Genomic DNA, 26,075 nt, shown 5'->3' on the forward strand with positions numbered 1-26,075 from the left:
CGTGGAAGCCCTCCACCTGGAGTGGGCCGGGGGCGCACCGAAGCTCTCGGCGGCCGGGGCCATGGCGCGGCAAGGCCTGGTGACGACGGCTTCCTCACCGGCCGGGACCGCGGTGGTCGCCGGCTGGGTCGGCTCCGTCCGTGACCGCGTGGCCGGTGCGCGCGGCCTCCTCGACGCCTTCGGACGGCCGGGAACCGCACCGCCTCTGCCGACCGGTGACTTTGCGGCTGTCCTGGTGTGCCGCGACCGCATCCTGCTGATGCGGGACGAACAGGCACGCATTCCCCTGTTTTTCAGGGAGTCTGGTGGCCGTGTGAGTGCGGTGAGTACCTCGGCGCGCCGCCTGGGTGGTGGAGCAGATCTGGAACCTCGCTACTTCTGCCGCTATCTGACCGGCAACCTGGCGCAGCCGCGCTCGCAACTCACTCCCTTCGCCGGGGTACAGCGGGTCCTGGGCGGCGAGGTGGTGGAACTCTCGCTCACCGGGCAGATACGCGGTCGGTCGCTGCGACGCGACGCTCAGGCGCACGACCCACCGGCACCGGCAGCAGACGCCCTGCGCCTCAGCGGCGCCGCGAAGGAGCTGCGCCTCGCGCTGGAGGGCGCGGTCGGGCGCCGTATGGGCCAGGTGACGGCGTGCCACGTCTCCGGCGGCACCGACTCCACCAGCATCGCGTTGCTCGCGGCCCGTCTGCTGGCCGCGGCACAGGACCCGGGAGACCTGGTCCTGCTCGCCGGGCGATTCGGCTGGGGAGAGCTGGCCGGGGAACAGCCGTATCTCGACGAGGCGATGAAGGAGATCGGCCGTCTCGCACCCGCAGCCCGACCGGTCGTCGTCGATGTCGACGACGTCGCCGACTTCGACGACTTCGAGCATCACGCGGGAGACCCGGACGAGCCGCATGCGCACGCCTTCCGTGCCCCGTTTTGGAGCAGGCTTCATGCCGCGGCCTCGGAACTGGCCTGTGACACCCTCATGACGGGCTGCGGGGCCGAGCCTATTGCGGACGCCAACCCGCTGCACCTGCACCAGTTGGCCCGCTCAGGACAGCTTTGGCAGATGACGAAGCAGGCACGTGCCTGGGCCGAGGGCAGCGAGCGGGGCGTGCGGGACGTCGTCTGTACCTACGTCGTGCAGCCGGCTGTGCCGCTGGCAGCCGAACGGATCACAGCGCTCGTCCGCCGCCGTGGAACCGTGCTCGGCGGCCTGGGCAACTTCTCCCGCCCGCGATGGATCAGAGCCGGATTCGCGCGGGCCCACGGCTACCGTGGGGCAAGCGTCTCGGAGAGCCGCTTCATGTTCGGACGCAAGCCGGAACAATCCTTCTACGACGCGGCCACCTACATCGCCGCTCCCGACCCGCTGTCCTGGCGCCGCGCACCACGGGACGGATTCTTCCTCTCGCACCCTTTCCTCGACAGGCACGTCATCGCCGCGATGCGCCGCCTGCCCGCCGAGGCGACGTTCCATCCCGGCCGTCCGAAGGCGGTTCTGCGCGAGGCCATGGCAGATCTGCTGCCGCCCCTCATCCGCGGCCGGACGGTCAAGGTCGCCTTCAACGAGCTCTACGCCCGCGGCCTGCGGGCACACGGCGACCAGCTCATCGACCTGTGCCGCTCTGCGCGTCATCCGCTCATTGCGGAGATGTTCGACGTCGAGACGCTGTGCCGGGCAGTGCGGGAGGCACAGCTCGGCGTAGGAGACGCATACTCCTGGGATCGTATGAACAGCTCTCTTGCCCTCGTGGTGTGGCTGGAGCGGTTGAACCAGCGCCTCAGCGCGCACGGTGGCGCGGACATGCCGGTCATCGCCGGCCTTTGATGTCCCACAGCGTCCGTTCGATCGGGCCTGTGAGGACGTCGGCGAGACCGTACCAGTTCCTCAAGTCGCGATTTTCCTCGTCTGGAAGCTCGCGGTCTTCTTCGCCGTCTCGCGTGACGGCTACTTTCAGGCCTGCGCCATGCTTGCCGAACTGCCAGTAGACGGTGACGTAGCGGGGGTCCCTCGTATGCTCGGCAATCGCGTTGCCCTCGTGCACCCTGCCGCGAGAGACAACGGAGTCAACGGGGTTCGAGCTCCACTTATTCTGGTCCACCATCCACTGGGGCAACTTGACGCCTTTCCAGGAAAATCCGTTCTGGCCAAAGCTCTCCAATCGAAGCCGGTCCTTACTCGCCAAGCTCACACTGGCGTAGAAGGCCAACTGGTCGTACTGCGTGTTCATGGGCAGTTGCACGACCGTTTGGGTGACCACCGTGTCACCCGGCTCGATCCAGCTGCCGCCGCGCACCAATGGCTGCGCCGCCACCAAGTCGCCAGGCTGGTGGATCTCCCGGCGGGACAGTGGGCGCTGCTCATATTCGCCCCACTGCTGGGCATCAGCACGCCACTGCTGGGTGAGCCGGTCCTTGGGGCTCAGGGGCACTACTTCGCCCATGGCGTGGAACTCGGCGCCGAACACGTAGAAACCCACATTGCTGCGGTTCTCGAGAGTGATGTCGACGGGTATGGCGAATGCCTTGCGGTCCTTGGTCACCGCAGGCTTGCCCACAACAACGTCGACACGGGGCCTTCCCTCGCGCTGGGTCGGCTTGTAGAGGTTCTCGTAGCCGAAATTGGCAACCGCCACTGCCGTGGTGACGACCACTGCCACGGCCACCCGCTTCGGAGCGGGGATGACGACCAACGTCCGGTACACCGCCAAGGCAGCCCATGCCGAACCCACTACGAGCAGGCACCACAGCACCAGGTAGGGCGTGGAATCGCCATCCCTGGCTGTCGTGACCAAAAGGAAGATGTTGCCCGCGCATGCCGCGACCGTGGCGATCAGCGCGACCAATCCGGCGGGCGGGAAGCTGTTCCGGAACCAGTGGTCCACGACCGCGAGAGCGCCCAGCAATGTGGTGACCGACAGCACGATGAGGAGGGCACCGCTGATCCGACCCGTGTAGGTCAGAGCTCCGCCGACGTTCTCGATACCGAACCGGCCCAGCAGCACAGCTGTCACGAGGAGGACCAGCAAGATCAAAATCACCGTTGCCGGCGACCGCCCGTTCTCCGCCGGTCTCCACAGCCGCTGCAAGCGCGAGCCGCCGCCGGAGCCGGGGGAAGTCTTCACGCGATCACCTGCCGCAGCAGGCCGTACGTGATGTGCCGGCAGCGCCGACGGTGACCGCGACCGGGCGGACCACCCACGCCGGCCGGAAAGAGTTCGGCCAGTCGGCATGGGCGCAGGCCAGCACAAACCATGGGGTGCGTCTCCTTGAAGCATCACTGGGGGCACTGCACGGGTGAAGCGCCCCGACGAGCCCCCTGCCGGCTTCCGGCGGCATGAACCTCGCGATGGCGTCGCGAATCATCAAAACCCCGAAGCGGATCCAGGAGACCTGGCGCTCTGCCAGGGGCTCGAGCACCATCGTCGGTGCTGATCATCCAGCTCACCATCCGGGATACCTCCGGACGGCCCAGTGAACCGCCCCGGTTCTCATCGAGGCCCTGCCCCGCGTTGCGTGGAGTCGGGACAGCTGATTTCACGCTGCCCGTGCTGCACGTAGCTCGCACTCCAGCTGAGCATGCCGAGGGCAGAGTGCCTGCGTTGCCGGTTGGGGCGGAGAGTTGTTGAAGGGTCAATTCTCCACCCCTCCGACTCCACCAGCCCAGGACAGACCACTCCATCGCTCCCGGTGCGGTTCACCACGTGCAGAGGGCAGCTATGTGGGAGATGATGCAATGGACGGCTGCACCCCTACCCCAGTCGCGTGTGCCTAGCGCTACGACGCAAGGGAGACAGCTATGTGGGTCGCGATCCTGCTTGCTGCACTGGCCCTGCTGCTCGCTCTTGCAGCAGTTGTCTTTGTAGTGGTTGGTCGCCACGCAGATAGCAATGGGGGCCTGACCGAGCGAGTCCGAAGTATGGCTGGACTCCTGGCGGTTGTGGCGAGTGACGGCGCGATCGCCGGTGCGGCGGCCGTGGGCATTGACAGAGCCTCAGCAGACAGTAATCAAGTAGTCGCACTGCTCACGAGCGCGTTTACCGCTATAACCGCCATAACGACGGCATACTTCGGCATAAAAGCGGTTTCAAATACCGCGGCAAGCGCTCTGCACAAATGCGAGCAGGAAACGCCCAGGAAACCCACATGAAGTCGGTCGAGGATCTCCACGCGGACGCGGTGATCGGCTCTCCTTTGCCTGATCCCATGGTGTTGGCGCCAGTCACGCGTTTCTTTGACGGTGAGATGCTCCTTGTGCAGGGTCTGGAGCCCTGCGGGGTTGCAGGTCGGCGGAACACAGCTGCCTCGATGTCAGTCGGACCTCACAGCTGGCCGGCCGGGGCCAGGCGGGCTCGAAGCACCACGTGAGCGCCCACGAGCGCGGCACGCTGCTTGCAGTCCTCCTGACCGGCTGCGGCGGCCGCTTTCCGTCCGGCCGCCATGGTGTCGCCGGGTCTGGTGGCACGTGCGCACCGGCCACGGGTCAGGATCGACCGCCCGCTCATCTGCCGTCACCGCCGGCCGCAGGCGACTACGGCTGCTGTGTTCCCAGTGACACCGGGCTGCCAAGACCTGGTACCGGACGTGAGGACTTTTGTCCTTGTGGTGGAGTCCACCATCCGCAATCTCTTCCCTTCAGGAAGGCGCGATGACGGTGCAGCAACAGCAAGCTACGATTCCGACGGTTCTGGTGTACGAGGATGACCCCGGTTTTCCCCCGCAGGTCAACATGCCCGTACCGCATCCCGTTCCGCAGCTCGACATACTGCCCTTCCCGACGGCGATCGCGGAAGGCATGCCGCAGCCGGACGGTGCCGGGCCGGGTACCGAGGCCTTCCGGTACTGGGTGGCGGCCGATGCGCTCAGCAGGACCAGCCAGACCTGGGGTCCGCTGGTTCCCACCGCAGCGCAGTGGTATCCGACGGTCGGCCGCACTCTCACAGCGCACCTCAACGCAGGGGACGACCTCAACGCCTTCTACAACCGTGAAGGCCTGTGGTTCTTCCGCCGAACGGTGGCGGGTGTCACGGTCGCTGCGTGCGAGAGCTCCGAGGTCGTCGAGCACGAGGCGGGGCATGCGGTCCTCGACGCTCTGCGCCCTCAACTGTTCAACGCGGCGAGCGCAGAGGCGGCCGCCTTGCACGAAGCGTTCGGTGACATCAGCGCGCTGCTGACCTCGCTCCGGCTGGAATCACTGCGGACCGTGGTGCTGGCCGAGACACAGGGCGACCTCGAACTGTCCTCGCGGGTTTCGCGGATGGCCGAGCAACTGGGCTGGGCGATCCGCCAGAACCACCCGAACGCGGTCGACCCGGACTGCCTGCGCAACCTGTCGAACAGCTTCTTCTACCGCGACCCGGTGCAACTGCCACCGAACGGCCCTGCGAACACGCTCTCCAGCGAGCCGCACTCGTTCTCCCGGGTGTTCAGCGGCGCGTTCCTCAAGGTCGTCGCCGGGATCTTCCGGCAGCAGGACCTTCAGGATCAGGCGGGTCTGGCCGCGGCGGCCGAGATCGCGGGGCAGCTGCTGGTGGATGCCGCTGTGGCCGCGCCCGTGGTGTCCGCCTACTACGCACAGGTCGCCGGTCACATGATCGCCGCGGACCAGCGCCGGTACGGCGGCCAGTACGGTCAGTCCCTGCGCTCGGCGTTCATCCGTCACGGCATCCTGTCCCTGGAGGCCGCAGCGTCCATCACCGAGCCGGAGGTGGCACGCCGGGGCGCCGGCATCGCCGAGGCGACGCCGGGCGGTGGTGACGACCAGGGGCTCACGGCCGTCACGGTCCACGGGGCGACGTACGGCGTCACTCAGCCGATCACCCTCTTCGCCCCGGCAGAGGAACGGCGGTTCGGCATCGCAGGCTCCGACCCCGCCGGCGGCTCGGTGCGGCCCGCCGACCCCGAGCGGGTCGCCACGTCGTACTTGGAGGACCTCTTCCGCCGCGGCCGCGTCGACGTACCCGCCGAGCACCGCTCCGAGGCGGCGTTCGTCGACGACAACCCCTCCCGGCTCAAGACGCACGAGATCACACGGAGCACGACCGGCGAGGGTCTGGTCTTGGTCCGGCGGTGCTTCGACTGAGCAGTTCAGCAGAACTCAACGGACAAAGCGCAGACGGCGGACGGTAAGCCGTCCGTCGTCCCCGCGCTTGATGACGTGCGTCGTCCTGGGCGTCGGCTCCTCCCCCTCGAACACCGCCTCGCCCCGCGCCAGCAGGTCGCTGATGAATTTCTCGGTCGCTCGGCGCTCGGCGTCATCGCTCTGTCCGCCTTCACCGGTACCCTCCGGGCCTTCATTACTGTTTGCACCCATATAGTGCACTTTATTTCATTGACGGCAGGATGCCTGGATTCGTTCATTTCCAGGAACAGCGTTTGTCGATGGGTCGCGGCGGGCCCGGCGGCTGCCTTAAGAGGCTTTGTGAGGGGCGTCCGCGAGCGATTCGGCTGCCGAGGCCGGCTGGTCGTCCCGGATCGGCAATGGCCGCCGTGTCATCGCGCCGCAGGTCCGCGCTGAAACCGGCGCGCTCGAGCGCTTCGGCGCCCTGCGTGGTCACCGCGGCGAGCGCGAGCCGGTCAGAGACGGTCTGCACGACAAGGTCTCGGTCTCGTTCACGGCCCGCGGTCAACCCGGGTCACACACGGGCGCCCCGACCGGCGTCTCCATCACCGGCATCCCCGCGTCCGCCCCTCACGGCCACTGTCGCGGTCTCCGCGCCGGGACCGGTCCCCATGCCGGTCGATACCGACGCAGCGCGGGCGCAGGTGGGACGGCGAGGCCGGGCTCACCGAGATGACCCGCGCCCTGAGGGCGCAGCCGGAAGCTCTGCAACACGCCGTGGCAGGCGCGCTCGCCGGGGCGGGCACTGTCCGTTGCGGCCGGGTCGAATCAGGCTCCTTCCGAGGGGACCGGCGTCACGGCCGACGATCCATTGGGCGCCGAGGCTTCGAGCCAGTACGCAGTTGGTCAAGTGGCATGGCTTGGGGCGCCGTCGCCGGGTCGTTCGGTCAGTACTTGGCGGCCAGACTGACCTGAGTGTCGCCTCCGGCGCCTTCGAGCCGCCACCGCAGCCACTTGCGGTCGGGCGCGTTGGTGTTCACCGAGAGCCAGTGTCCCGGAACGACCTTGCCCTGCCAGTTCTGGACCCAGAAGCACTCCTGGCCGCTGCACTGCCACACGTCGACGAAGAGAGTGGCGTTGTGCGACCCCTCGCGGCCGACCATCGCGATCCCCGTCCCGAAACCCACGGCCCGATTCGTCCCGCAGGTCGCCCAGTCCCAACCCTGTACGCACGACTGGGCGCCGTTGCAGAACGTGTTCCGGAACCAGATCTGCTCGTCCGTGGCGCGCGCCGCGGGCTCGCCGTAGCCGGCCCACTCACCACTGGCCTGCTTTCCGGCCTCGGGCGGTCCCTGAACCTCGCCCGGAGTGGCGGGAAGCTGGTCGATCGCGCGACCGCCCTCCACGATCGCCATCGTACCGTCGGGGAACGCGAGGATCTGGATGGCGTGGTCGTCCCCAAGTGCCATCGTTGTCTGAACGCGCGGAGGCAGCAGCGCCTGCTTGATGTCGGTGGTCATCGTCATCTCAGACTTCCTCTCTGTGGCCAGGGACGCGCGGCGGCGCACCCTGCCAAGACGAGTGTGCTGAAGGGGAATTGGGGGCCGCCGGTGCGTCCGGTCACGAACTTCCACCCGAACGGCCCCTGTCGTTTTCAGTCTGTCACGGCGCCTGTCGATGCGCTCGCCCGCTGCCCGGGCCGTCGAACCGGCTCAGCATCCCCTTTGAACTGGGCGAAGTCGGCGGCCACGGCGTCGGCGTCGACCGCCAAGCCGGCTCTCATCCAGCCCTTCACTCCCGCAGGACCCCGGGGCAGCCGACGGCGGCGAGGCGCTGAAGCACGCTGCGGCCGCGAGACTCTCAGCCGGGACCGGGCCGGACTGCGGCTCACCGGTGCTCGCGGCTTGGTGCGCTGCGTGGATGGGCAGGCGGTTTCCACCGCCGCCCGTGTGCACCTCGTGCAGCGCCATTGTCCCCAGTTCGCAGCCGCGTGTGGTGGCCGGGGAACCCCTTGCGCTCGCATCGGTGACCACATCAGCCGGCACATCTGCCGAAGGGCTTCACCTGGCGGGACTACCGTGAGCCGGTCGTCCGCGCGCGCGTCCAGCTGGCCCTGTCCACCGAACGGCTCCGTCCCGCATTCGGCTCTGTCGCGTAGTCGGTGGTGGCGCAGCGCGTTGATCACTGGAGGGGGATGCGGTGGCGGAGTAGGGCGAACCGGGCCCGGCCGTGTCTCTGCCGCGTGATCCTCTTGGTTCGCGTGTTGACGCCCTCGGTGCGCCGTTGCGAGGGGCAGGGTGAGGCCCGCATTGACCGCGGACCGGTCAAAAGTTCGAGGCCGTTCACGAAGGCGTGCAGGTGGGGTAGGGCGCAGGCGCCGACGGCTGTAGCCCATTGGTTGAGCCTGGCGTCGTTGCCGGTGCTGAGGGTGAGGGGTGCGGCGAACCCTGCGACGAGTTAGGTGAGTTCGGTCATCTCACGACAGGCGGCGAGGTCTCGCACGAGCGCGGAGTCCTTGTCCCGCAGGTTGTCGGGACGGGTCAGGACAAGGCGGGTGAGCCGGCGGGGCGTGGTGACAGGTCGGTCGCTCTCGGCACGACCCTGGGTGATGCAGCGGTCGAGGAGCGTGCGGCTGCCGGTGGAGCCCAGCTCTTTGATCTCGCCGAAGCGCTGGAGCACGAGGACGGCGGGGTCGGCTGTCCGGCGTTCGTGTAGGGGTCGCGGTAGGGGTCGCCAGGGTGGGCCGGGAGCGCGGTGCCCGACGCAGGGCCGGGGGTTCGCGGGTGCGTGCGTAGCGTTTGACGCTGTTGAACGATGGATTCAGGCGGCGGCCGCACTCGGAGGTTGTGCAGTGCCCGGAGTAGCGTGGAGATGGACGCCTTCCCAGCAAGCCCATCAGGCACGCCGACAGCGCCCTGGGCCGTATGCGCTGGAGCGAGCCGGAGGAGGGCCACGATGGCCGAGTCCCCGCGCATCTCGTACCTCAAGGTGAACGGTGCCGCCAGAGCCGCGACCGGAGAAGTCGGCGTGGCGGGCACGAAGGAGAACAGCCGGCCCGATGTGCTGCTCTTCCAGCAAGGGCTCAAGAAGGTGGTGGGCTTGGACTACTCGTCCGGACCCGGCATATTCGGCCCCGCGACCAAAGCGGCAACGACGAAGTTCCAGCGGTCGCATGGCTGGAGCGGAGCCGACGCGGACGGCATCCCCGGACCGGAGACCTGCAGACTGCTGGCCGACGAATCCGGCCTTTTCAAGGTCGTCGATCTCGGCGCCGCCCCCGGCGGCAGGATGCCTTCACCGTGTCCCGGGCACAAGGTGACCCACCCCTTCGGAGTCAGGAACGCGCGCTACGCAGCCGGCTACCACACGGGAGACGACTATGCCGCGCCAACCGGAGCCAAGCTTGTCGCGGTCCGGCCCGGCACCGTGGAGTTCTTCAACGGAGGTGCATATGGCAAGGTGGCCAGACTCCGGGCCGACAACGGCCGCGACTACTGGTGCTGCCACATGGAACGCAATGGAAAAGCGGGCCGGGTCAAGGCCGGCGACGTGATCGGCTACGTCGGCACCACCGGCAACGTAACCGGCCCGCACCTTCACTTCGAAGACCGGCCTCGCAACGCCGGGTACGGCCACGTGCGCAAGCCGCAGTGGTAGCGCAATCCGTCCGCGCGCGGCTGGCCGACAGCAGCTGCCGGCAGGGCCCCGACGAGCGACGCCGCAGAGGCAGGGCTGCCGGTGGCCGGTATTCTCCGGGGTACTGACGTGGAATGCGCGACGTCGTGTCCGCGGTGCCTGGCAGGGTGTGGCGGGTGCTGAACCGGCGGGGTCACGCGGTGGCCCGCTGCACCGTCGAACGCCTCCTGCTCGAGCCCGGCATCGCTGACGCCCGTCCGGGGCCGGAAGGCAGCCGCGGTGACCGCGGCCTGTGTGGCTTTCTCTCCTCAGATCGTGAACGGCCGCTGTCGAAGGAATCGGTTGCTGGGCCGACCGGTCACGAAGAGGTTCGGGCTCTGGGTGGCCGGCATCCGCTTGAGGATCTCGCGGTGGAATGCCTTGTAACCGCCCGGGAACTTGCCGCCGTTCCACACCTGAAGAAGGGTGCCGGTGAACAGGCCGTTACGCAGCCCGTCGGCGGCCAGCTGGTTGTCCTGGCACGCCGAGATCAGCACAGCGCTCGCGCCGAGTTCCCGGCTGTCCCGTGCGTCCAGCTCACGCTGGATGGCGTCGTAGAAGCCCTGGTCACGCCGGTAAAGCTCATCCTGCTTGTCCAGGGGCATGAGCCTGGATGTCGTCTCGATCTGGTTGGGGTCGGTCGTCTGGAACTGCTCTTCCATGGCTTCTGGCGTGAGCAGTTGCCGGACCCGCAGCCCCGTTCCACTGTGACAGCAGTCCAGGAAGGCCAGGATGCGAACGCCCTCGGCGAAAGCCTCCAGTTCCTTGTACAGCTCGTCGTCGATGTACTCGCGGTCGAAGAAGCACATCGTCTCATCGAGCCGGTCCGGCTCGTCCTCGGGCCCGTTGATGTCGGGGACTTGCCCGCCATGGCCCGAGTAGGTGAACAGCAGGATGTCACCCGGCGACAGGACCTTGGCTGCCCTGCGTAGTTCGGTGTTCACGTTGCCGACGGTCGCCTCGGCGGTCAGGAGCATGGTCCGGTCCTTGAACCCGGCTTGTTTGGCGAGCTGTTCCATGTCGCGAGCGTCGTTCTCGCAGGCGATGAGCTTGCCGTCCCAGCCGTTGTACTTGTCAGGGTCGACGTTGTTGAGTCCGATGTGGATGGACATGCTCTGAGCCATGGACTGGCTCCTTCCGTACGAGTGACAGCGCCCCGTGGGTCGCCCGCGGGTACCGAGAGCCGGTCATGGGGCCGAAAGCCCGGCCGATGGAAAGGGCCGGCTCCCGCTCCCTCCCCACTCCCGGCATGATCCTAATCGCCCGATTAGATGCCCAGTGTTCTATGTAGATCTATTTGGGTGATGTTGGGATGCATGCGGGCGTGCAGACACGGGCGGCACGGTAGGTAGCCAGTCATGGCCACTCCCCCCGATCCGTCACCGGATACCGCAACGGCGAGCCGTGAATCGCTGGCCCACCGCAAGGGCTACGACGAGCGCTTCCTCGGGCCGGCTGTGCCGCTGCCCCGGCCGACCGATCCGGGCATCGAAACGGTGATCCTGCCCTACACGCACTTCAGCGTGGTGTTCCGTCCGGACCGGCGCCTGGCAACGGCCACGGCTGTTGCGATCAACGGCGGCGAGCTGATGGACGTGGACCGCAACGACAACTGGCGTTTCGACCCCCGCCTTCCCGAGAGCCAGCAGGCCGGGCATGCGGTGTACAAGGACAACCCGCTGGACAAAGGACACCTGGTGCGCAGGCTCGATCCGGTATGGGGTCAGGCGCCGGAAGCAACCGTGGCCAACGGTGACACGTTCCACTACACCAACGCTGCTCCGCAGATGGACATCTTCAACCAGGGCAAGGAACTGTGGCAGGGGCTGGAAAACTTCCTCCTCGATCACGCCGGGCAGTTCGACCGCAAGCTGACGGTGTTCACCGGAGCAGTCCTTGAGGACTCCGATCCGCCGTACCGGGGCATCCAGGTCCCTCTTCGCTTCTGGAAGGTCGCCGGTTTCCTGCAGGACGGCGACTTGGCGTCCACCGCGTACGTCCTGGACCAAAGCCCCGACCTCAGCAAAGACGCTGCCGCCCGGGCCCTGGACGAAGCGGCCAGAGCCGGCGATCCCCCACCGCTGGGCGCCTTCCGCACCTTCCAGGTACCGGTCGCCGACGTCGCAGACATCACCGGACTGGACCTGGGCCCCCTGCCGGCCGCCGACCGCCTGCCTGCCGGGGCCCGCGCCGCCAAGCGCTGGACACAGCTGGAATCGTTCGACGACATCGTCGTATAGGGCCCCGCAGACTCGCCGGGCCTGGTGTCCTGGAGATCCGCAGGGCAACCGGCCGCCCGTGCACGCCACGGGTTGCCATTCCTTGGCGGGAGCACGGACGGCCGCTGCCCCGTACAGCGGGCGACCCGACGCTCGGCCCCGACCGGTACGCGGAAGAGGACGAGGCGCTCGCCGGTCTCGCCGCCGGGCACCACGACCTCTCGATCGGCACCATCCGGCCGCGTTAACCGGCTGCTCCTGCGGACGCAGACGCATGACCCCAGGCCGCGTCGATGGCAGTACGCCGGGTAACGCCGAACGGCGGCCCGGGCAAGCGCCCACCACGCATTCGTATCGGACAGTGGCTCCAACCGGCGCCGCCGGCGCCGGACCGTCCGTGACCAGAACCGACTGCCGACGCCCTGCCCCGCCGTTCGCCTTGCGTGAGCACCTGTTGGTGCACCGCCGCGACAGCGCCGGCACAGCCTCGTCCGACGAGGGGCATGGCACGGGTCGCGAGGTCCCGTGCCCGCGGGCCCGGCCGCCGCCACGGTGGTGCTGTCGGCACACAACACCACCCTTGGCCGGGCCGGGAGCACCCGGGTGCCCCGGCAAGCAGCCCGGAATACGGCTCGTTCCCCGGCCATCGCCCGTACTGCCGGCGCCCTGGTGACCTTGACCCGCGCGAACAGACCCCCTGGCCCCGTACCCGGATCGTCCCCTGCGACCTCCCCATACGATCACCGCCTGGCTTTACTTGGGGCGCCCCGGCAGATGAGGCCGTCAGCCAGGAAAGGCCCCTGCGAAAGGCACCGAGCCGTGGGGGGGCGTCGTTCTCCCGCCGGGGGTGGCGACGCTGAGTTGCGGGCCTTGCTACCCGGTGCGACGGTGTAGCGGGGGCAACGCCGACTGCCTGGCAACCGACAGCCTTGCAGGTCACGGCATCACGCGTCGACACGCGGCTGAACCGCTCCCCGCCACCCACCCTTGGCGCCTGACGACCCGTGAATCGGCGTGCCCCCATCCAGCCGGGGGGAAGCACACAGAAAGCGGGAAGAACCAATGGCGAACGGCCCCATGGACAGGCGTGCCTTCGGCGAACAGCCCCATCGGCCCAACGGCCCCGGTATAGGTCAAGGCGCTGAGTACACCGGCCGCTACGTGGTCCTGCTCGACCCGAGCAACCAGGAAAACGGACTGAACGCACTGCGATCGGCCGCCGACATCGCGCCTGTCGAACGCGTTCGAGGAACGGAGACCGGGAATGTCTCCGAACTCCTCGAGCGCCCCGACGTCTCGGTACTCTTCGAGGAACTCGGCGCCGCCGTCGTCGAGGTACGGCCCGAGCAGCGCCACGCACTGGTGACCACGGCCGAGGCGGAGCCCTCGATCATCGCGGCGGAGCCGGAACGCATGGTCTACGCCTTGCCGATCACCGCCCCGCAGCAGGCACCGACCGAATTCTTCCCCGCCTACCGCAGCGACGAAGACGTGGTCGCCCGCCACACCAGGGCCGAAGTCGCCGCCGTCCAGGGCCCGGCCTGGGACGAGCAGCAGTGGACCTGGGGCCTGCAGGCAATCCGGGCCAACCTGTCCAGCCTGACCGGACGCGATGTGAAGATCGCTGTCCTGGACACTGGCGTGGACACCGACCACCCGGACCTGGCCGGACGCATCGAGGCGACAGCCTCGTTCGTGCCCGGCGAAATCGTCGAGGACGGCCACGGCCACGGAACACACTGCATCGGCACCGCCGCCGGCCCGGCCAACCCCCAGCAAGGACCCCGCTACGGCGTGGCCTGCGAAGCCCGGATCCTCGCAGCGAAGGTCCTCAGCAACGCAGGCAGCGGCACCGACGGCCAGATCCTGGCCGGCATGGCCTGGGCCGTCGCCCACGGCGCGCGAGTGATCTCCATGTCGCTCGGCGCACGAGTCCAACCCGGTGAGCTCTTCCCGCAGACATACGAGAAACTGGCCCAGCGCGCACTCGAACGCGGGACGGTCATCGTCGCAGCCGCAGGCAACGACAGCCGTCGGCCCCCGACCATCGAGCCTGTCAGCCGGCCCGCCAACTGCCCCTCCATCCTCGCGGTGGCCGCCCTCGACAAGGGCCTCACACCGGCGTTCTTCTCCAACGGTGCCATCAACGGCCAGGGGGGCGAGATCAACATCGCCGCGCCCGGCTGGCAGGTGCGCTCGGCTGCTCCCGGAGGCGAGTACCAGTCCATGGGCGGCACCAGCATGGCCACGCCGCACGTCGCGGGTGTCCTCGCACTCCTCGCCCAGGCGAACCCCAACGCTTCCGCGGCCGACCTCGTGGCCAGCCTCAAATCCGGCGCCTTCCCGCTGACGCAACCCGTCAGGGACATCGGCGCGGGCCTCCTCCAGGCCCCGTGAACAAGTCGTCCCAGTCCGCGCCGGTCGGGGTCATCCTCGCGGTCGACCCCGACCGGTTCGCAGACGTGGTCATAGCCTTGAGGCAGGCCGGACTGACCATCACCAGCCAACAACCAATCCTCGGCACCCTCTCCGGCACCATCACAGAGAACCGGATACCCGCCCTGCAAGCAATCGACGGCGTCGAATCCCTCGACCGGGAACGCACCACCGAACTACCACCCCCCCAATCCCCCATCCAGTGAGCCCAAGGAAAGCCGTAATCGTTCCGGGGTCACCGGCCAGAAGCCGTGGGCGCACTCCCGGCACGGTCAGAAGGTGGCTGCGGATCTGGGAGCCGGTGAGGCGCTGGTGCAAGTGCTCGTCGAGATAACCGCTCAGCTGCCTGACGATCACTTCCGGGTCCCCGACGAACAGCAGCTCGTACTCGGAGACCACCAGGCGGCGCAAGGCTTCCGGTGAGTAGTGCTCCACGTACACGGCCTGCAGATACCGCCAGCCGACCTCCCGGTCGACCGGCGGGGGAGGCCGGCATCTGGCGCCCACTCTCGGAGCGATCCGTCGCTGCGCTCGCTCAGGCCTTGACCGCCTCGGTCTTGCCCAGTGCTCTGCTCAACCTCATGCACAGGGCGGTCACCGACAGCATCGGCTTCCGCCGGTACGGACACAACAGGTCTCGAACGGCACGGTTGGTGTGGCAGGCCGTAAGCAGTACCCCCGTGGAGCACCCCGTCGAGGCCGTTGTGACGGTCAAGCTCCCCGAGGTCTACGGCTCCACCCCCACAGCTCCGATTGCGAACGTCACCATCGACGTCATCTCCCGGGTCCGGCGCTACGCCGAAACCCTTGAGCGCGTGCCGGAGGACTACCGGTACCCAGTACCAGACCTGGCGGCGTTGTTCGACGGTATCCTGGAGACCGCCGTCAGCCGTGATGTCGTCACGGAACTCGCCCGTATCACTGACATCGACACCGCCCTGGTAGCGCAGCCCCGTGAACTCCACCTTGCCGCGGACCGGCAGGTGGCCCACCTGCTACACGAGGAAGGGCTGCGACAGGTCCCGAATGTCGGCGCGCCAACCCCGCCCTGGACCTGCGCCTCGCCGCCGAGCGCCAGGAACAGGTGGACGACTGGCTGCGCCAGCTCGGTCTGGACGCCGGCTTGAACGGCATGGAAGCGCTGTTGGAGCGCTACCGAGCCACGCCCACACCGGCGGCATAGCTCCCTTCGGAAGAGCTATAGCCCCGCGATGCGTCTGCGGGCCCAAGTACGGCGGCTACTCAGGTCGACACGCCACTTCTCACCAGATCGCCGGTGGCTGTCACCGGGCTCTGATGCTGAACCGGCCGCCGGCCCGCAGACGGCGTCCCAGCTGGTGATCTGTGTGAGGCAGAGTGCGGGCAGGGCGGCACACGGTATTTACTGCGGCGGCGGGGAGAACCGATACAAGTGGCCCCTGTCCGCCAACTTCCTGCCTGCTGACGATCAGCCTGAAATGATGAAGGTCATGGACGCAGTGATTGCCATCAAGGGTGCCGACGAGGTCGGGGAGTTGGCCGCGCTTGCCGGTTGGCTCCGCGCGGAGCGCGAGTTGCAGGGCGCAGTCCAGCTCGTGCGCAAGGACATTGCAGAAGGGGAGCTGGGCAGCGGGCTTGATGTGGTCAGCGTCGCTGTGGGTTCCGGCGGTGTCGGCGTGGCGTTGGCCCAATCACTGGTCGCGTGGCTCCGCACCCGGCGTTCAGACGTCAAGGTGACCGTCACCGCCAATGGCCGCACGGTCGAGGTCGATGCCCGGCGCGTCAGCGATCCCACGGCTCTGATCACCCGAGTGCTGGACAGCAACGATGACGCCGGGAACTGATCGAATCGAGCGGCCCGGCTCCCGTGCCGTGCTCATCGGTGTCTCCACCTACCAGGATCCGGCTTTCCCGTTCGTGCCTGCCGCCGAGAAGAGCCTGCGGGGCGTGCACCAGATGCTCGTCGACCAGGAGTTGGGCGGCTGGTCCGTCGACCAAGTCTTTCCCATCCTAAATCCGGACGATTGCCGTCGTGTGATGCGCGATCTGCGCCACCATGCTCTGAACACCACCGGTGTGCTGCTGGTGTACTTCGTGGGACACGGCACCCTCACCACGAAAGGGGATCTCGTACTCGCCGTGAGCGACACCGTCGCCGACGAACCGGACATCACCGGACTGGAGTACGAGAAGATCCGAAGCGTTCTACACGAAAGCCCCGCCCGGGTCAAAGCCGTTGTGCTCGACTGCTGCTACTCCGGTCGCATTATCAAGGTCCTCGGTGGGGATCAACAGCACTTGGCCAATATCACTGATGTGCAAGGCACTTACACCCTTACAGCGGCCGACCTCGCCGCAGACGCAGGGCAAGACGACACCTGTACGCCCTTCACCGGGGAACTACTCGATCTGATTGGCGCGGGGGTCGCGGGCGGTCCGCCTGTGCTCACCTTCGCGGATGTGTATCCCCGCCTGAGGCAGAGGCTGCTCGCCCATGGCCTCCCGCGCCCCAACCAGCGCGGCACGGATACCGCCGACAAATGTCCCGTGGCCAAGAACGCGTCCGGCAAGACCGTGAATGCCAGGCAGGTAGTACCCTCGGCCCGCCTTAGAGCATCTGATCCGCCCGTGCCCATGGAATCCCCGGCACCGCCGCTCACACGCTCGATGAGCGGCATACAGCACTCACCCGGGCCGGACGGTCCGTTCAGCATCTCGTGGACGGGAAAGGAGCCGCTGTCCGCCTATGCCGATACTCGGCCGCTGCGTGTCCGGGTCAATGCGTTAGCGATCACGTTGGCTGTGGCGCTGGTGGGTGTCTTCCTCTTGCTGGCGCTGGTGGGGCCAGACGAGATATTTACGTCCGAGCCCGGACATCCCGGCGGATGGATGGTCATGTTCATGATATTCGGCGGCATCGGAGTGTTTGCACTCGGAATGCTCCTCCTTGTCGTCGTGATGATGTGCCCCCTTGGCAAGTCCTCTTGGTCCCTGGAGATTGGGCGGCCGGGCATCAGGACTACCGGCGGCTTCGGCAAACATGAGTACCGATGGAGCCATGTGCAGACGTTCATCGTCGAGGAAGTCCTCGGCAGCGGGGGGGTGCACGGATGCAGCACCGGACTCCACGTGAAATTCATGGGGGGCGCTGAGCGCTCGACTCATCCCCGTCCGGCAGGGTGGCCGTACCTAATACGTCCCCTTGCCCGTGCCGGAATGGTCCCTATCTGCGCTTTCGGGCCGATGACGGACCAGCAGCGGGCCGCACTGAACGAAGCCCTCGCCCGGTACGGTCAGGGTAAGAACGACGCCGACGCCTGGGGTGAATAGGGGGCCGAGTGGCCGTTCCGTGCAGGGCTCAACGGGTCGGCTGTACCTCTCACGCTCATACGCTGCCGGCGGTCAGGCGGCTTATTCGAAGCCGACGGTGGTGAAGTCCTGATCGTGGAGCGGGGTGAAGTCGACGTCGGGCTTCGGGTCGTAGGCGTCGGGCTGGATGCTCCACGCCCTGGGCGCCTACACCGTCACCCTCCTAAACCGTGGCGACACGCCCTCCGCCGCTTCGAAGAACGTGCGGCTGTCCGCGAGAGGCTGCGTTTGGCTCATCAACTACGGAGGCGCTGGCTGCGACTCGCCGACCAGTCCCGGAAGGACGAATGCGTCACTGTCATCGACGTGCCACCGTCAGCTAGAGGAGGTCTGGTGCCTCTGTGGCAGGGCGTTTGCGTGTGGCTTGAGTGCACTGTCCAGCAGTCCAGCGTGCCGGGTTGGTGCGTTGGGCTGCACTCGCATGACGTGCACTATGTGGTCGCGCACGGCAGCGTTGCGCAGGCTGCCGGACTGCTGCCACGCAGGATATCGAGCAGGCCGGGACTGGACGTCTCCTGCAGAGCCTCAATCATTTCCAGTTCTTCGATGTCGACGATTTCTGCTGGATCGGTATCCGGCTTCTCGAACGGTCCTCTCGCCCGTGCGCGTTCCGTGCATCTGTCGTGCGATCCGCTTGGTTTTCGTGTTGATGCCCTCGGTGGGGCCGTTGCTGTACGGAAGCGTGAGCGCGGCGATCGCCGCGTCCCGGTCTCGCACCAGACCCCGGGCGAAGGAGTGCAGATGGGGCAGATCGGTTGCGCGGACCTGGACGATCCAGCGCGAGAGCCCGTCCGCGTTTCCTTCACGAGGTGTCAGGAGCTGGGCGAATTCCGCGATGTGGGCGACCAGTTGGGTCATCTCGGGGCAGGCTGCGGTGAGCCGTGTCAGGAGGTCCTGATGGTCGGTCTTGAGGTTGTCGGGCCTGGTGAGGAGCATCCGTGCGAGCCGACGCGGGGAGATGTGGCTGCGATCGGCGTCCGCCCGGCCTTGGTTGATGTACTTGTAAAGCAGGTTGAGGCAGCCCTCGTAGCCGAGGGCCTTGATCTCTTCGAAGAGGTGCTTGACGGGGACGGCGGGGTCCTCGGCTCGGCGTTTTCGCAGGTGCTCGCGGTAGGGTTCGACGAGGCCGGCGCGGTATTTAGGGACGCGGAGCATCCGCTCGGGCCGGTCGGCTCGTGCGTAGCGTTTGATGGTGTTCAGGGCCAGCTGTAGACGGCGGGCGCATTCGAGCAGGCCCACTCCCTGGTCGAGCAGGTCATGAATCTGGTGCCAGCGTTCCAGGGTGGTTCGGGCCCGTGGCCCGTCATAGATGGGTGCGTCCAGTACGGTGGCCCAGCAGCTGCTGTGCGCCTTCACCTCGCTGGGGGCGGCCTCGCAACAGGTTGTGCCACAGATGCCACCTGTCGGCGACCTGCACCGCGTCGGGCAGGGCGCGGCGGATGGCCTCGGCATACGTCGCGGAGCCGTCGCGACACACGACTTCGACGTCCGGGTGCTCGCGCAGCCACGCTTCCAGCGTGCTGGCCGTGCGGTCAGGCAGAACGTCGATCCGCTCATGCGTCTCGGCGTCGATCACCACGGTGGCATTGCGATGACGCCGGCGCAGGGCGAAATCCTCGACGCCGATCACACGAGGCGTCCGCCCGGTGGGCAACGGGATACGCAGCAGGGTGCGCAGGGCGGTGTGACGGGACAGGCCCACCGCGAGTATCGCCAGCAAACGTGATCCCGCTCGGCCCGCTGACTCTTTGACCACGGCCTTGACCTGCCTGGTCAGACGGGCCGTGCGTCGCTGGTCGCTCCAGCACCCCGGGCACCTGTTCACGAAAGGTGTGGCGGCAGCCTCGCGTGGGGCACACCAGACGCCGAACCCGCACACGGACCACCACCCGTCGCCCGTCGACCGGAACGTCGGCGACCGTCCGCCAGTAATAGCCGTGCACCCGACCCGACGAGGCCCCGCACACCTGGCAGACCGCGGTGTCCAACGGCGTCCGGGCCCGCACCACAATCCGCTCACCCTCGTCGGCCACATCCTCCATGACCAGCGGAGGCAGACCCGAAAACACCATCTGCACAAGCTCGTTGACATCCATCACATGAAAATCAACGACCCTCACAACTCTCCGTCACCACCGAATGTGAGACAGAGCCGTTCTTTGTACAGTCCCCCGGCAACGGCGGTCAGACGAGAGGCAGGCCAGTGATCGCGCCGATCATCTCGGCGGCGCGGGTACTCGCGTCACTGGGGCGCAGCCGTCCGGCGAGGACAGCCTCGAGCATCGCGTGGAGCTGTGCGGAGACGCGAGCGTAAGGGGGTGTGGACGGACGCACAACGGCGTGCTCGAGTATGGCCCCCGTTACTTTGAGGAACTGCGACTCACCGGCGGCTTGGTCGAGCGCGGTACGTCGTGGGGCGATCTGCCAAGTCGACTGGGACATTCGCTCCATGGCTTCGACAGACGTGACGGCGCGGAGCACCCGCCTGGCCAACTGCGGAGATGATGCCTGCCTGAAGATTCCATAGACCATACCTCCGGCGAGGGCGGCCGAGTTGCCGCGTGGCCCGGCGGGCATGGCGATGAACCCGAAGTGGTCGAGTACCTCTTCCGTGGTCAGCCCGGACGCCGAACCGAGGGCCGGGGCGTCGTAGCTGCCTCCGAAGGCCAGACAGGCCTTGCCGTGCGCGAGCTGCTGAATCGGGTGATGACGCTCATAGGTGACCACCTCGGCGGGGATGATGCCCTCGTCCAGAAGCTGCCGTAGGAACGTCAGGCATTCGGTGGTCGCCGCCGTGTCCAAGGTGACGACGTCGTGGCCGAGGACGGTGGCCCCGTTCGAGGCGAGCAGGGACAGCAGGCAGTACGTCGCTGTCTCCCCCGCGCGGGAGCCGCCCGGCAGCGTCAACGGGACGGCATGGCCGCGCTCGGCCAGTGCCCGGCCGAGCGCGGCAAGCTCATCCCAGGTCTGCGGTGGTTCGTGTCCGACGGCAACAAGATCGTCCCGCCGGTACCACAGCCCGGCGACGTCGGCCTCGGCCTGCACCGCGACGAGCTGGCCATCGAACCGGTTCGCCGACCGGAACGGCTCGACGAAGTCCTGGTCGTACTCGTTGCGGACCCACTCCGCATCGAGCTCCTCCAAAGTGGTCAGGAAGCCGGAGGATGCGAACTCGTGCACCCACACCGAGTCCAGGACCGCCAGATCGGGGCCTTGGCCTTCAGCAACGGTTCGCACCAGCGCCTGGCGCAGATCGGACAGACCTACCTGGACGACGTCCAGCGTGATGTCCGGCGGTGCGGCCTCCCGCAGGAGGGCTTCCCAGCTACCCTCCGGAACTATGACGCGGACCTCGCGGCGAGAGCCGTGCGGCGGCACCCAGTCAGGGTTCACGAAGGAGCCGTGCCGGCGGCGGCGTAGCACCACCCCTTCTTCGGCCAGCTCCGACAGAGCCCGGTTGACCGGGGTCCGGCTGATGTTGTATAGGGAACACAGCTCCTGTTCCGTGGGCAGGCGGCCCTCGGGACCGTACACTCCGTCGATGATCCCCTGCAGGAGCAGCGTTTTGAGCTGGACGTATACCGGCAGCCCCTGACTCGGATCGATCGCCGGGCACATTAACGTCTCCTCCTGTCAGGGTCTTCTCCCCTGCCCGGCCCTCGCAGTGCCCTCATCGACCAGGTGCGGCGCTCGTGCGCCATCTGCAGGCTCGGATCCGTGCATCGGATCCGGCCGCGGAGAAGGTCTCGGCTTGCGAGTCCGTGCAGGTTCACTTCGGATTGTTTATATCAAGGTGCAGCAGACCCATCACCGCTGCGGGCCAGGCGAACCAGTGGCGGGCGAGCCAGCCGCCGGTGTCCTCACGGTAGGTCTCGGGCAGCAGGCCGTCCACCTCGGCTACCAGGTCCAGCCGGTCCAGCACCGCGGTGGCGCGCGCCTCGTCCCCGGTCGCGTGGGCGAAGACCAGTTCCTGAGCGTCACCCAGCGTCCACGTGCCGGGTGTGTGCGCTGATCCGAGTCCTCCGTACTGTCCGCTGACGTAGCCGGGATTGTGTTCGGAGAGTGCAAAGCGCATGGTGGCGACCCAGTGGTCATCGCTCGGGGAGCAGAAGCCCCACTGCGGTGCGAACGCGGTCGGTAGGTCGTTGGCGTCGTGGTAGAGCCGGTACTGCCCGGCGCCATCGCTCTCGTAGGCCCACTGCTTCCCGAACGGGCCGTCACAAGTGAAATTCCGGTGGATGGCGGCGTGCACCTCATCAGCCACCGGGGCCAGTTGGAGAGCCTCGAGTCCCAGCTCAGCCGACCAGGGCGCGAGTTGTGCGGCCGTATGCCAGAACAGGATCTGGGAGGATAGAGAGAAGGGGAGTTCGCTCGGGTCGTCCGCCGGGTTCTCGCTGCCGGCCAACAGCCCGTCCGGTCCCTGCCTGGGCAGGTCGTGCCAGACCTCGGCGACCAGTTTCCCCCATTGCCTCGCTGTATCAGTGTGCCGGTCGTCCCCGGGGGGTGCGGGCCAGCCACCGGTGACCCTGCGGTAGTCGGCGAGTTCCAGGAGCGGATAGAGCTGCTGGTCGGCTTGGACCGCGAGGTCCTTGGGCCGGCCGTCCGGCAGATGGCTGCGCATCCACGGATGTCCGGGGGTCCTCCCTCGGCCCCACAACCAGCGCAGATGCGCGCCGACGACGTCCGTGACGTCCTGGGTCCGCGGGGCGGCGTGCAGCAGGAGCAGGGCCTGGTAGTACGCGTCGCGGGTCCAGCTCAGGGGCAGCAGTCGGTGGTCGGTGAGGATGGTGCGCTCGTCGTGGCCGACGTCCAGAGCGGTGCAGCCGAGGATGTACCGTACGGCGCCGTTCGCTATCCGCTCCAGCGCGCCGGGGCTCTCGCCTCGCGTAATCCGCGGTGCCGTGACCGCGGGGCGCCGCCCGCCTGGCCAGGCGGGCGAGTCCAGGGAGACCGAGACCGTGATCTCCAGGTCTTCCGGCTCGTCCCCGCTCGACCGGATCTCCAGGAGGGCGCCTGACTCGGCTGATGTCCAATCACCAGTCGGTGCCTGCACGGATATCCGGGCGGAGCACGAAAGACGGGGCGCGCGAAGCTCGAGTTCGGCGCCCTGCGCGACCGCTGTGGTGTGCACCTCAAGGGGGGCGGGCGGATTGACCTCGGTGATCTCCGCAAGTGCACACCGGTCGAGCCGTCCGCCGAACCGCAGCACAGCGTGCACGCCGGGGGCCTCGACCCGCAGGCGGTACTGCTGCACGAATTCCTGCCGGTCCGGCAGCGCCCACGCGGTCGCCGAGCAGGACCAGCCATTTCCGCGCCGCTGCCAGACGAGCCTGCCGGCGGCGTCCACGCCGGCACGCCGTTCCGACACGCTTTCAGCGGGCAGCTCCAGACGCAGGAATGCGGAGCTGTCCTCGGTCAACCGGCCGCGGTAACGCCGGACCGCGGGGGCATCCCCACGCCATTCCTCGTCGAAGGGCTGTGCGCCGGACAGCTCCACGAAGCCGTGAACCGGGTGCGGCGCGCCTACCGACAGCCACGACCCGTCGCCGCCGAAGGACGCGGCAACAAGCCCATTACCCACATCGAGCGGTTTGCGCAGCTCTGCGGCCACGGTGGTCTCCTCGTGGGCCTTGGTGACCTTAATCATCGGCCCACCACCGGCGAGGTTCCCAGCCGGTGCACCGCATCGGCCTGGTACAGGTCGGCCAGCCGCATGCCCAGCGCCGGCTCCTGCTGCCGTTCACGATCGATCGCGGACAGGTCGATACTCACCCGCAGCACGCTTTCCTCCGGACCGGCCTCGGCCAGAACGGCTCCAGCGGGGTCGACGATCAAGGATCGTCCACTGAAACCGCTGCCGGTGAGGTTGCAGGCGACCACGAAGATCTGGTTGTCCTGAGCGCGTGCCCTGGTCCGCAGGGTCAGCAGATACTCGTAGCCGATGGGTACCGCCGACGGGATGACCAGGATCTGCGTCCCGGCCAGGGCCAGTGTCGTGGCGAGCTCGGGAAACGCGTGCTCGAAGCAGATGAGCGGGCCAATCCGGCCGGCGGGGGTGTCGACGGTGACCAGCCCCTCACCCGCCGCAAACCTGGGCAGCTCATTGGGGTAGAGGTGGGTCTTGCGGAAGGGGTGCACCGTGCCGTCCGGGAGCACCATGGCCGCGGTGTCGTACAGGACGTCGCCGTCCCGCTCCAGCAAGCCCAGCACGACCGTGGTGCCGAGTTGCGCGGCGACCTCCGCCACAGCGGTCACGGTGGGACCGTCCAGCGGTTCGGCAAGCTCGCGACCCCGCTCGTCGATCATCGTGAGGTCGTATCCGGTGGTGACCAGCTCGGGCGTCACCACCAGACCGGCGCCGGGAGCGTGCGCGCGAAGTGCTTCCAGGAGTCGCTCCACATTGCCGGTGACGTCTCCCGGCTTGGCCGCCAGCTGCAGGGCGACGACGTCGAGTGCACTCATCCTTTGACTCCTCCCGCGAACAGTCCGCGCACGTAGTACCGATTCAGAACAGTGAAGACCAGCAGTGGCGGCAGAATCGCGATGATCGAACCGGCGGAGACCAGGTTCTGCTGGGCCAGGTGGGGGGACTGCAGGTTTGCCAGGCCCACCGTGAGCGGCTGATGGTCACGGTCGAGCAGGGTGAGGCCGAGCAGCAGGTCATTCCAGACGAACACGAAATCGATGATCGCGAAGGACACCAGGCCCGGCTTGGCCAGTGGTAGCACCACGTGCCGGAGCTGCTCCATGTGCGACGCGCCGTCCAGGCGGCTGGCCTCCAGCAGCTCCTCGGGGACGTCGGCGAAGAAACTGGACATCATGAAGACCGCCCAGCCCGCGCCGAACGCGGTGTGCACCAGGATGATCCCCAGATACTGCGCTCCGCCTCCGGCGAGCCCGAGCGCCCGCAGCCAGGGCAGCAGCGGCACGAGGATGATCTGGAGCGGCACGATCATGGTGGTCAGCAGCAGGAAGTACGCCAAGCGCTTGAGGCGGAAGTCCATCCTGGCGAACGCGTACGACGCCATCGATCCGAGGACCAGCGACAATGCCACCGAGCCCAGCGTGATGACGAAGCTGCTCACCACGTACTGGGACAGTCCTTGCTCCCAGGCGCGCTGGTAATTGCCGAACGTCAGGTCGGAAAAGCCGGCACGCCACCAGCCGTCGCGCGTCTGGCTGATCGGTACGACCGAGATCATCAGCGCAGTCACCACCGGGACCAGCCACACCAGGCTGCCGACGGTCAGGGACCCGTACAGCACCGTGGTGGTCAGTCGTCCCCTTCTCATCGGGACTCCTTCCGCGGCAGCATCGATTTCAGATAGGGGAACCCGAGGACCACCAGCGCGGCGGACATCAGCACGGCGACCGCGGCCGCCTGCCCAGCCTGGGGGGTGGTGAGGTAGGCGAACGCCTCCTGCCACGGAAGCAGACCAAGGACCGTCGAGTCCGTGCCGGGGCCGCCCTGGGTCGTCACATAGACGATGTCGAACGTCCGCAGAGCGAAGATCACGCTCACCACGAAGACGATCCGCATGGGCGCCCGCAGGTGAGGCACGATCACGTGGCGCACCATCTGCACCGTCCCGGCGCCGTCCACCTTGGCGGAGTCGAGGAGCTCACTGGGTAGCGACGAGAGCCCTGCGGTGAACGTCACCACTCCATAGCCGGCGAACGCCCAGACCGCGGCGATGATGACGGCGAAGTTGACTAGGTGGATCTGCGTGAAGCCCAGGTTCAGGGTGCCGATGTCGGAGAGCCACTGGCCGGTGCGCAGGTGCAGGGGTCCCCAGTTCAGCTGCCCGTCCAGGTGCAGCGTGTGCAGGACCGCGTTGAGCACTCCGATGTGCCGGTCGGGGTTGTAGATGAAGGTCCAGATCACGCCCGCCGCGGCCAGTGAGATGGTCATCGGAAGCACGAAGACGGTACGGAACAGCGCGGACCAGCGCCGCGCGTGCCAGATGGTGATCGCGATCAGCAGGGACACTGCCGTGACCAACAGCGGAAAGGTGATCAGCCAGAGCAGCGAGTTGAGCGCGGCGTCCCAGAACTCCCGGTCGGTCAGCGCCTGGCGATAGTTGTCCAGCCCGGCGAAGTTCCAGGTGGAGGTGTCCAGCGGTTTCCATGGCCGCAGCAGACCCCAGGTGAAGAAGCTGCTCAGCACGCTCTGAATGACGGGCCACAGATAGAACATCGCGAAGACGGCCATCAGCGGCGTCACGAACCCGTAGCCCGCTCGGCTGCCCTTCCTCGGGCTCCCGGGGCGCCGCCCCCGTCCGCCGCGCTCGGCGGACGGGGTGCGGCGCACCCGCGTCGATTGCTTGACGGTGGTGCTCATC

The 26,075-nt window shown here is 67.6% G+C and carries 20 protein-coding genes and 2 pseudogenes; 11 read left to right on the forward strand and 11 right to left on the reverse strand.

Annotated elements, in window-relative coordinates:
* Position 1: 1 nt before the first annotated feature.
* Complete coding sequence (locus OG937_00455) at positions 2-1,822, forward strand: asparagine synthase-related protein (protein ID WUD70304.1); 1,821 nt, start codon at positions 2-4, stop codon at positions 1,820-1,822.
* On the opposite strand, the gene OG937_00460 is transcribed toward OG937_00455, so the two are convergent.
* Positions 1,806-3,119, reverse strand: coding sequence for a hypothetical protein (locus OG937_00460; protein ID WUD70305.1), 1,314 nt, complete (start codon positions 3,117-3,119; stop codon positions 1,806-1,808). The two genes, OG937_00455 and OG937_00460, sit on opposite strands and share 17 nt — an antisense overlap.
* Positions 3,120-3,793: 674 nt before the next feature.
* On the opposite strand from OG937_00460, the gene OG937_00465 reads away from it, so the two are divergent.
* Both OG937_00465 and OG937_00470 read left to right on the forward strand, forming a co-directional pair.
* Complete coding sequence (locus OG937_00465) at positions 3,794-4,144, forward strand: hypothetical protein (protein ID WUD70306.1); 351 nt, start codon at positions 3,794-3,796, stop codon at positions 4,142-4,144.
* A gap of 540 nt (positions 4,145-4,684) precedes the next feature.
* Positions 4,685-6,076: a hypothetical protein gene (locus OG937_00470; protein WUD70307.1), complete on the forward strand. Its 1,392-nt coding sequence runs from the start codon at positions 4,685-4,687 to the stop codon at positions 6,074-6,076.
* 15 nt (positions 6,077-6,091) lie between these two features.
* Here OG937_00470 and OG937_00475 read toward each other — a convergent pair whose 3' ends face one another.
* The 3 genes and pseudogenes from OG937_00475 to OG937_00485 all read right to left on the reverse strand — a co-directional run bounded on the left by OG937_00475 (position 6,092) and on the right by OG937_00485 (position 8,894).
* Positions 6,092-6,307 carry a hypothetical protein gene (locus OG937_00475; protein WUD70308.1) on the reverse strand — a complete coding sequence of 72 codons (216 nt, stop codon included), beginning with the start codon at positions 6,305-6,307 and terminating at the stop codon, positions 6,092-6,094.
* A gap of 695 nt (positions 6,308-7,002) precedes the next feature.
* The gene (locus OG937_00480; GenBank protein WUD70309.1) at positions 7,003-7,581 is read right to left on the reverse strand and encodes a hypothetical protein; all 579 of its coding nucleotides are present in this window, start codon (positions 7,579-7,581) and stop codon (positions 7,003-7,005) included.
* Positions 7,582-8,236: 655 nt separating this feature from the next.
* Positions 8,237-8,894, reverse strand: a pseudogene (locus tag OG937_00485) (transposase).
* Between the two features lie 116 nt (positions 8,895-9,010).
* On the opposite strand from OG937_00485, the gene OG937_00490 reads away from it, so the two are divergent.
* The gene (locus OG937_00490; GenBank protein ID WUD70310.1) at positions 9,011-9,712 is read left to right on the forward strand and encodes a peptidoglycan DD-metalloendopeptidase family protein; all 702 of its coding nucleotides are present in this window, start codon (positions 9,011-9,013) and stop codon (positions 9,710-9,712) included.
* Positions 9,713-9,999: 287 nt separating this feature from the next.
* Here OG937_00490 and OG937_00495 read toward each other — a convergent pair whose 3' ends face one another.
* Positions 10,000-10,854, reverse strand: a complete 855-nt coding sequence (locus tag OG937_00495) for a caspase family protein (protein WUD70311.1) — start codon at positions 10,852-10,854, stop codon at positions 10,000-10,002.
* Positions 10,855-11,088: 234 nt separating this feature from the next.
* Here OG937_00495 and OG937_00500 point away from each other — a divergent pair, with 234 nt between their 5' ends.
* The 7 genes from OG937_00500 to OG937_00530 all read left to right on the forward strand — a co-directional run bounded on the left by OG937_00500 (position 11,089) and on the right by OG937_00530 (position 17,694).
* A complete protein-coding gene (locus OG937_00500; protein WUD70312.1) occupies positions 11,089-11,970 on the forward strand; it encodes a DNA/RNA non-specific endonuclease in 882 nt (293 codons plus the stop codon).
* Positions 11,971-13,026: 1,056 nt separating this feature from the next.
* Positions 13,027-14,346: a S8 family serine peptidase gene (locus tag OG937_00505; GenBank protein WUD70313.1), complete on the forward strand. Its 1,320-nt coding sequence runs from the start codon at positions 13,027-13,029 to the stop codon at positions 14,344-14,346.
* Positions 14,343-14,591, forward strand: coding sequence for a hypothetical protein (locus tag OG937_00510; GenBank protein ID WUD70314.1), 249 nt, complete (start codon positions 14,343-14,345; stop codon positions 14,589-14,591). Before OG937_00505 ends, OG937_00510 begins: the two co-directional genes overlap by 4 nt.
* 73 nt (positions 14,592-14,664) lie before the next feature.
* On the forward strand, positions 14,665-14,808 hold the full coding sequence (locus OG937_00515) for a hypothetical protein (protein WUD70315.1): 144 nt from the start codon (positions 14,665-14,667) through the stop codon (positions 14,806-14,808).
* A gap of 257 nt (positions 14,809-15,065) precedes the next feature.
* Entirely contained in the window at positions 15,066-15,512 is a 447-nt protein-coding gene (locus OG937_00520) for a hypothetical protein (GenBank protein ID WUD70316.1), read from the forward strand.
* Positions 15,513-15,854: 342 nt separating this feature from the next.
* Positions 15,855-16,208: a hypothetical protein gene (locus OG937_00525; protein ID WUD70317.1), complete on the forward strand. Its 354-nt coding sequence runs from the start codon at positions 15,855-15,857 to the stop codon at positions 16,206-16,208.
* The gene (locus OG937_00530; GenBank protein WUD70318.1) at positions 16,192-17,694 is read left to right on the forward strand and encodes a caspase family protein; all 1,503 of its coding nucleotides are present in this window, start codon (positions 16,192-16,194) and stop codon (positions 17,692-17,694) included. The genes OG937_00525 and OG937_00530 overlap by 17 nt, the downstream gene beginning before the upstream one ends.
* A 564-nt stretch (positions 17,695-18,258) precedes the next feature.
* On the opposite strand, the pseudogene OG937_00535 reads toward OG937_00530, so the two are convergent.
* From OG937_00535 to OG937_00560, 6 genes and pseudogenes are all read right to left on the reverse strand, one after another.
* Positions 18,259-19,829 (reverse strand): annotated as a pseudogene (locus OG937_00535) (ISL3 family transposase).
* 88 nt (positions 19,830-19,917) lie between these two features.
* Positions 19,918-21,351 carry an extracellular solute-binding protein gene (locus OG937_00540; protein WUD70319.1) on the reverse strand — a complete coding sequence of 478 codons (1,434 nt, stop codon included), beginning with the start codon at positions 21,349-21,351 and terminating at the stop codon, positions 19,918-19,920.
* Positions 21,352-21,502: 151 nt separating this feature from the next.
* On the reverse strand, positions 21,503-23,380 hold the full coding sequence (locus OG937_00545; GenBank protein WUD70320.1) for a glycoside hydrolase family 125 protein: 1,878 nt from the start codon (positions 23,378-23,380) through the stop codon (positions 21,503-21,505).
* A complete protein-coding gene (locus tag OG937_00550; protein WUD70321.1) occupies positions 23,377-24,195 on the reverse strand; it encodes a carbon-nitrogen hydrolase family protein in 819 nt (272 codons plus the stop codon). The genes OG937_00545 and OG937_00550 overlap by 4 nt, the downstream gene beginning before the upstream one ends.
* Positions 24,192-25,025 carry a carbohydrate ABC transporter permease gene (locus OG937_00555; protein WUD70322.1) on the reverse strand — a complete coding sequence of 278 codons (834 nt, stop codon included), beginning with the start codon at positions 25,023-25,025 and terminating at the stop codon, positions 24,192-24,194. The genes OG937_00550 and OG937_00555 overlap by 4 nt, the downstream gene beginning before the upstream one ends.
* The gene (locus tag OG937_00560) at positions 25,022-26,074 is read right to left on the reverse strand and encodes a sugar ABC transporter permease (GenBank protein WUD70323.1); all 1,053 of its coding nucleotides are present in this window, start codon (positions 26,072-26,074) and stop codon (positions 25,022-25,024) included. The genes OG937_00555 and OG937_00560 overlap by 4 nt, the downstream gene beginning before the upstream one ends.
* Between the last annotated feature and the right edge of the window lies 1 nt (position 26,075).

It is taken from the genome of Streptomyces sp. NBC_00510, assembly GCA_036013505.1.
Taxonomy (GTDB): domain Bacteria; phylum Actinomycetota; class Actinomycetes; order Streptomycetales; family Streptomycetaceae; genus Actinacidiphila.

Coding starts and splice junctions, on each gene's coding strand:
- OG937_00475 (WUD70308.1), bottom strand. CDS start 6,307: ATGGGTGCAAACAGTAATGAAGGCCCGGAGGGTACCGGTGAAGGCGGA.
- OG937_00555 (WUD70322.1), bottom strand. CDS start 25,025: ATGAGAAGGGGACGACTGACCACCACGGTGCTGTACGGGTCCCTGACC.
- OG937_00550 (WUD70321.1), bottom strand. CDS start 24,195: ATGAGTGCACTCGACGTCGTCGCCCTGCAGCTGGCGGCCAAGCCGGGA.
- OG937_00505 (WUD70313.1), top strand. CDS start 13,027: ATGGACAGGCGTGCCTTCGGCGAACAGCCCCATCGGCCCAACGGCCCC.
- OG937_00495 (WUD70311.1), bottom strand. CDS start 10,854: ATGGCTCAGAGCATGTCCATCCACATCGGACTCAACAACGTCGACCCT.
- OG937_00525 (WUD70317.1), top strand. CDS start 15,855: ATGGACGCAGTGATTGCCATCAAGGGTGCCGACGAGGTCGGGGAGTTG.
- OG937_00500 (WUD70312.1), top strand. CDS start 11,089: ATGGCCACTCCCCCCGATCCGTCACCGGATACCGCAACGGCGAGCCGT.
- OG937_00560 (WUD70323.1), bottom strand. CDS start 26,074: ATGAGCACCACCGTCAAGCAATCGACGCGGGTGCGCCGCACCCCGTCC.
- OG937_00540 (WUD70319.1), bottom strand. CDS start 21,351: ATGTGCCCGGCGATCGATCCGAGTCAGGGGCTGCCGGTATACGTCCAG.
- OG937_00545 (WUD70320.1), bottom strand. CDS start 23,380: ATGATTAAGGTCACCAAGGCCCACGAGGAGACCACCGTGGCCGCAGAG.
- OG937_00490 (WUD70310.1), top strand. CDS start 9,011: ATGGCCGAGTCCCCGCGCATCTCGTACCTCAAGGTGAACGGTGCCGCC.
- OG937_00465 (WUD70306.1), top strand. CDS start 3,794: ATGTGGGTCGCGATCCTGCTTGCTGCACTGGCCCTGCTGCTCGCTCTT.
- OG937_00530 (WUD70318.1), top strand. CDS start 16,192: ATGACGCCGGGAACTGATCGAATCGAGCGGCCCGGCTCCCGTGCCGTG.
- OG937_00480 (WUD70309.1), bottom strand. CDS start 7,581: ATGACGATGACCACCGACATCAAGCAGGCGCTGCTGCCTCCGCGCGTT.